This window comes from Sphingobium sp. (genome assembly GCF_035511395.1).
GTDB lineage: Bacteria > Pseudomonadota > Alphaproteobacteria > Sphingomonadales > Sphingomonadaceae > Sphingobium.
The window spans coordinates 1-6,362 of record NZ_DATKFP010000309.1 but is presented as its reverse complement, the minus strand read 5'-3'; the positions used below and the strand labels follow the sequence as shown (position 1 = coordinate 6,362).

Here is a 6,362-nt window from a genome sequence, read left to right as displayed (position 1 = left end):
CAGATCGTCAATCCGCTGGGCGCGACTGGTCAGGTTCAGGGCGCGACCTTGGACGGGTTGAGCCAGGCGCTACACCAGGGGCTTACTCTGGAAGGCGGTACGATCGTGCAGTCCAACTTCGCCGACTATCCGTTGATGCGCATCGAAGAGGCGCCGGATGTGGAAATCGCTTTCGTGAAGACCGACAATCCTCCCACCGGACTGGGTGAACCGGCATTGCCGCCATCGCTTCCTGCCCTGGCGAACGCGATTTTCGCCGCGACCGGCGTGCGGGTACGCAGCCTGCCGATCAATCCTGAAGAACTGAAAAAGGCATAGGGACAGTTTGGCGACCGCTGACGGGCGGTCGTCAAACTATCCGGTCAAGGATAGAACAGGAAGCTCGCGCGGAAAGGTCCGCCGTTTGGCATCATAGCTTAGGGGGTCGGCGTTTGCGGTAAAGTCGGGAAGCGACCGGCACTTCGCGTCCCGACATCAGCATTCTTTAAACGAACGAAGGAAGCGACCGGCACTTCGCGTCCCGACATCAGCATCCTTTAAACGAACGAAGGATGGCGGTTCGACATGACCTCATCTCACCACAGTGTCTGATCCGGGCCGGCAGATCTCATCCTCCACTTCGAAATTCACTATATGTTGCGACCGGCGAAGGCTTCGAACAACGTGCTGGCATCATCCAGACTGTCCAGCTTCCGGGCAATGGACAAGGCGCGATCGGTATCGCAGTCGGCCAGCGATCCGCGCCATTTACGGCCAAGGTCGTCCCAGCTGGGTTCGCCGCGCAGGCTGTGGCCCAGCGGATTGTCGATCCGCAACGCCTTCCTGACCCCATTTTTCGTCACGATGGTGACGCGCGCGCCGCGTCCGTTGGGAAACTCGCGCTGAAGCTCGGGATCCACAGATACGGTGATCGCGGCGCGAAGCCGCCGATAGGTCGGGTCGCTGAGAATCTCGGGGAAGGGATAGTCTACAAGCCTCAGCCCGCCCCGGGCGAGGTTGGCGGCGACCATGTCCTGAACGCAGATATTGTGCATCTCGCGATTGTCGACGACCTTCATGGCATTTTCAGGCATGCCGATCAGGACGGCATCGATATCCTCGGCGGAGATCCGATTTTCCTTCACCAGCGTCAGCGCGGCCTCGATCGGCGTGTGGATCGGATAACCGGCATTATAGAATTTGAAATTACCGCCCATGATCTTGTAGTCCGTGCCCAGCTTCTGGGTAACGGCGATGTCATGTTTGCCATCTCCCCAGGCGTCGAGCACGCCTTCGGATGAGCCGACTATATCTTCATTCCCCTCCAGTCCGATCTGCGCCATGTCCGCCGAACTGATCCCGGCGAAGGCATATTGGCCGTTGCAGAAGGATTTGCTGATATGGCGCTTTTCGGAATAGAGCGCGTACAGGCCGTTCGCCTGAAAAGTGACCAGCGCCAGAGCGTGGCAATGGCGGGCAGGGTCGAGCTTTAGAATACGCGCCGCCGCCGCCGTCGTACCGAGCGAATAGAAGAAATCACTCGTCAGATGCTTGGAATCGCGCACGATGAACTTGCCGCCACACGCTTCGACGATCCGCACCCCCACATCATAACCCAATACCACTGCATTGATGAGCTCGGCGCCCGACACGCGTTCGCGGGCGCCGATTGCGGTGCATGTGTGGACGATCGATGCGCCGGGATGCCCACCGACCACATGGGTACCATCGACTTCGTCGCCATGGCCTGCGGTACCGTTGGCCATGGCGGCATAGGCGGCCGACACGCGCCTGTCGGTGCCGTAGATCCGCGCTTCGGGCGCGCCACCGACACGGATCGCATAATCGGCCGCCAATTTGCCCCCAGGACTGCGTCGGCCGAAAAAGCCGCATGCCATCTCATCGAAGATGACCTTCTTTGCCTTCTCCCTGACCTCGGGGGGCAGCTTGTCGAAACTCGTGCCAGCTGCATATTCGGCGAGGATGGCGGTTAGCGGCCGGCCGTCCACCAGACGGAAGGCCGATTTCATGTCCGCCTCGTCTTCGGCTTCGCGGGCACTACCTGCCGCAGCGAGGGGCAGGGTAGCAAATGCCGCCAGCCGACCCGCCCCCAGCAGCGCTGTTCGTCGATCGAGGACCGGAGGGGCCTGGCGGACCTGAGTGCCATCGGTATCGGGCGACTGATGCTTCATCCTATCCAACTCCATTCTCGACGCGAGCGCCGTTATAATCTGTATCGCAGAAGCCGGCCCCGTTCAGGGCCGGACATCGTCATTCCAGCGCACGAACCATGTCTGCGGCGAATTTTTGAATGCGGAAGGCCGATTTTTCGTCAAAACCCCGTCGCACCACCACCAGGTCGGCGGAGGGGATGATGACGGCATATTGCCCCATCGCGCCGAAAGCCGAATAGGCGTCTGGCGGAAGCCCTTCCATGCCGCCGAACAGCCAGAATTGCGCGCCATATCCGGCATCGCCACCGATGCTGGGCTTGACCGGCTGAGCGGGCGCGGGCGTGGAGACATAGCGGCTCCAGTCGGGCGGAAGCAATTGCTCGCCACCCCAGCGTCCATCCGACAGATAGAGCAGCCCCAATCGTGCGAAATCGCGGGCTGTGCTCCAGCATTGCCCCGAGACGATGAAATCGTTGTTCCAGTCCGTTTCGATGACCGTGCGCGTCATGCCGATTTTCCAGAGCAGCTGCTCATAGGGGAAGAACGGATATCGGCTATCGTCTGCCAGCGCGGTGCGCAGCGCACGCATGGCGAGATTGGTGTCGGTGCCGGCATAGACGAATCGACTACCGGGCTTGGCGTCGATCATGTTGCCCGCCGCAATTTCCGCGATTGACGCACCTGATCGGTAGATTTCCTGCTGGGGATCCTGCGGACCGTCGCTGTAAAGACCGCTCCCCATGTGCAGGAGATCGGCGAGGCTGATATCGCCGCGCGGGTCGCCATGGCGCTGCCATTCCGGCAACAGGGCGGTGCGATGAAGATCGAGCAGTCCCTGCCGGACGCCGACGCCGACCAGCGTCGCGCCAAGGCTTTTGCACATGGAGTTGGTACGCGCCGCAATATGAGGGGCGAAACCATGCTGATATTTCTCGGCGACGATCTTGCCGCCCTTGAGCACGAGGATTCCCCAGCTGATCCCGCCATAAGCGCCGTGCTCGTCACGAAACGCTTCGCCGATCAGGCGATCGACATTCCTCTGTCTGGAACGCGGCAGCGGCTGGACTGCACCTCTATCCCCCGTCGGCCAAGCCGTGTCATCCTTGCGTGGGGCAGTCAGGCGAGGATGAAACAACCCTTTCGACAAGCTCGTCGAAGCGCCGATCGGCAGCATCGTGCATCCCATGCCGGGCCGGTAGACGGCCATCCTGGGAGGAAGATCATCATCGAATCGAACCGACACGGATTTCGCGCCCTCATCGACCTGCATCACGAGCTGGCGGCCGGCGGCATTGGGCGCATTGGCCGCAATGGTTCGGTCGATCAGTTCTCTTGGCGCTTCCGTTTCGAAATATCCGGAACATATGTGCAGGGCACGCAATCCCGCATCCTGCGCCAGATCATGGCGTTCCGTTGCAGGAGCACGCGCGAAAACTGCCATATCGGGTGAAGCAGCCAACATCATTGCGGCGCACAATGCGGTCGATCCGATCGAACGGCGTATCGTGAGGCTGGAAAGATTCGCTCGACCGAAGGCGGGCGACTCGCAATGTCCCCGGGCTGGCTCCGAGAAGTCGGAAGAAAAGGTCCGGAGCCAGCGAGGCGGCGGAGCATCATTCAAGCGCTGCCGTGGCGGAAGGTGCATTTGGCCTCTCCTGAACTGCTGCCGAAGCGACAATCGATAATCAAACTCGCAGTTCTTAAATACGAACTATCTATCGTATTTACGATATGGCCTAAGAATTTGTACGTCAACGACTATCGCCGGTTTCACCGCGTGCCGTCGCTGGTCTCCAGCGGCCCATGTCGGATGATTACACGGAGTTTACGGGCCTTTCGTCAAGGGGCAGTAGCCGTCATCGCTCGTGCTGCACTCGATTGACATGTCAGAAAATGCCTGTAATGATCGCAGATACGTTCAAAAGTTCATATATACGAACGATTTTAGGAGCATCAGAGACGGCATATAGAGCCGTCATAAGGGGAGGATTATGTTCGGTCGTATTTCCGATATTGCGCAACGCAACGCAACTGGGCTCGGGGCCCGCCTTGCCGGCAGAACATTGCTGGCCCTCCTGGCCACGACGGCTGCGATGCCGTTCTGCCTCACGCCATCTCTCGCTCAAGATAGCGCAGCAGTGCAGCCGTCCGCTCCCGCCGCAAGCGAAGCGGCCGAAGATCAGTCCGATGCAGGGCAGGCACCTTCGCGAGCTTCAGTTGAGGACATCGTCGTCACCGGATCGAGGATCGTGCGCGACGGTTACCAGTCGCCTACACCGCTCTCGGTGATCGGCACCGAGGCGCTGCAGACGAATGCCAACGCGAACATCGCCCAGTTCGTCACGACCTTGCCCGCTTTTTCGGGTTCAGCAAGTACGCGTTCCAGCACGACGACCGGTTCCAATGGATCGGCCGGTATCAACTCGCTCAATCTTCGTGCCCTGGGCGCCAATCGCACTCTCGTGCTGCTGGACGGTCGTCGGGTCGCGCCGGCGCTTTCGACTGGTGTCGTCGACGTCAATGCCCTTCCCCAAATCCTGATTTCGCGCGTCGATGTCGTCACCGGCGGCGCGTCGGCCGCTTATGGTTCCGACGCAGTCGCAGGCGTCGTGAACTTCGTGCTGGACAGGAAGCTCACCGGTCTGCGCGGTGAAGTCTCGGGTGGTACGACCCGCTACGGCGATGGCGAAAACTACAAGATCAGCCTGGCTGGCGGCATGGATTTTGCCGATGGGCGCGGCCACATACTGGTGGCAGCGGAACATGTGTATGACGCCGGCATCGGGCCTGGTGAGCGCGACTGGACCTATCGTGGCCGTCAGTTGCTCGCCAACCCGGCCTACACGGCCACCAATGGGCAGCCGCAGCGCCTCATTCTCGACAATGTCGGGTACATGACATCCGCTCCTGGCGGCGTGGTTGCGTCAGGTCCGCTGCGGGGAACGGCTTTCGGCCCGAACGGCCAAGTCTATCAGATGGACTTCGGCGACATCCAGGCCGATCCCTTCATGCGCGGCGGCGACTGGGAGACCAACGACCTTCGCCGGACGAATGCCATCGCGCCTTCCGAAAGCCGGCAGACGGCCTTTGCCCGCGCGAACTATCAATTTTCCGATGCGATCAACGTCTATGGTCAATTCTCCTATGTGCGGGCAAGGACCGAGGCGGATCTCACCACGGTCTACATGATTGGCAGCAGCGGTCCGCTGATCCAGCGTGACAATGCCTATCTGCCCGATCAAGTGCGCGCTCAAATGGTTGCTGCAGGGGTCAATTCGATCCGTGTCGGCACGCTGAACCAGGATCTGGGGATTACCTATCAGGTCACCAATCGCAAGGCTTCCTCCTTCACCTTCGGTGCAGATGGCGAATTCGAGATGCTCGGCGGCAACTGGAAGTGGGACGCCTATGGCCAGCATGGCGTCAGCAAGAACCGGGTGACGTTCCCCACGAATATTTCGCGAAGCAATTATTTCCTCGCGACCGACGCGGTCCGTGATCCGGTAAGCGGAAACATCGTCTGCCGTTCGACGCTCACCAATCCGACAAATGGCTGCCTTCCCTACAATCCCCTGGGCGTGGGCGTGAATGACGCCAACGGTGCCGCCATAGACTGGATCCGTTCCGCAAGCTGGTCCGATCTCAAGGTCAAGCAGACCGTGTTCGCCGGCTCGTTGACCGGGGAACCTTTCTCGACCTGGGCGGGGCCGGTCTCGGTCGCCCTTTCGGCCGAATATCGCAAGGACTCCGCCAGGTCGGTCGTTGATGCGGACTCTCTGGCGGTCAACCATATCTACGCAAACTATGCACCGATCGACGGCTCAACCAACGTGAAGGAAGGCGCGTTCGAAGTGGTTGTGCCTCTCGCCAAGGGCGCTTCCTGGGCCGATGCATGGGACGTCAACGGCGCCGTGCGCTACACCAGCTACAGCCTGGCGGGCAATGTGGTAACCTGGAAGCTGGGCACGACCTATTCGCCCATTCCCGACATCACCTTCCGCGCGACGCGGTCGCGCGACATTCGTGCGCCCAATCTGCAGGAAACCTTCCTGCCTGCCTCGACGGCGCGGCGATCGATTTTCGATCCGTTCACAAATACGACGCCTGCCTTCGACCAGACGACGACCGGCAATCGCAATCTGAAGCCGGAAAAAGCGGACACATTCGGCGTTGGTGTGGTGTTGCGTCCTTCCTTCCTTCCCGGTGTCA

The 6,362-nt window shown here is 60.5% G+C and carries 4 protein-coding genes; 2 read left to right on the top strand and 2 right to left on the bottom strand.

Going from position 1 to position 6,362, the window contains the following annotated elements; translation table 11 throughout:
* A partial coding sequence (locus VMR39_RS21580; RefSeq protein WP_325418957.1) for a molybdopterin cofactor-binding domain-containing protein occupies window positions 1-318 on the top strand: 318 nt, incomplete at its 5' end.
* A 311-nt stretch (window positions 319-629) separates the two neighbouring features.
* On the opposite strand, the gene VMR39_RS21575 is transcribed toward VMR39_RS21580, so the two are convergent.
* Both VMR39_RS21575 and VMR39_RS21570 read right to left on the bottom strand, forming a co-directional pair.
* Entirely contained in the window at window positions 630-2,171 is a 1,542-nt protein-coding gene (locus tag VMR39_RS21575) for an MmgE/PrpD family protein (protein WP_325418955.1), read from the bottom strand.
* Window positions 2,172-2,250: 79 nt separating this feature from the next.
* Window positions 2,251-3,096, bottom strand: coding sequence for a serine hydrolase (locus tag VMR39_RS21570; RefSeq protein ID WP_325418959.1), 846 nt, complete (start codon window positions 3,094-3,096; stop codon window positions 2,251-2,253).
* A 1,195-nt stretch (window positions 3,097-4,291) separates the two neighbouring features.
* On the opposite strand from VMR39_RS21570, the gene VMR39_RS21565 reads away from it, so the two are divergent.
* Window positions 4,292-6,362 (top strand): TonB-dependent receptor plug domain-containing protein (locus tag VMR39_RS21565; RefSeq protein WP_325418953.1); only part of this gene is annotated, 2,071 nt, incomplete at its 3' end.

Bases quoted from the DNA above. Each gene is read 5' to 3' on its own strand.
- VMR39_RS21575 (WP_325418955.1), bottom strand. From the start codon at position 2,171: ATGAAGCATCAGTCGCCCGATACCGATGGCACTCAGGTCCGCCAGGCC.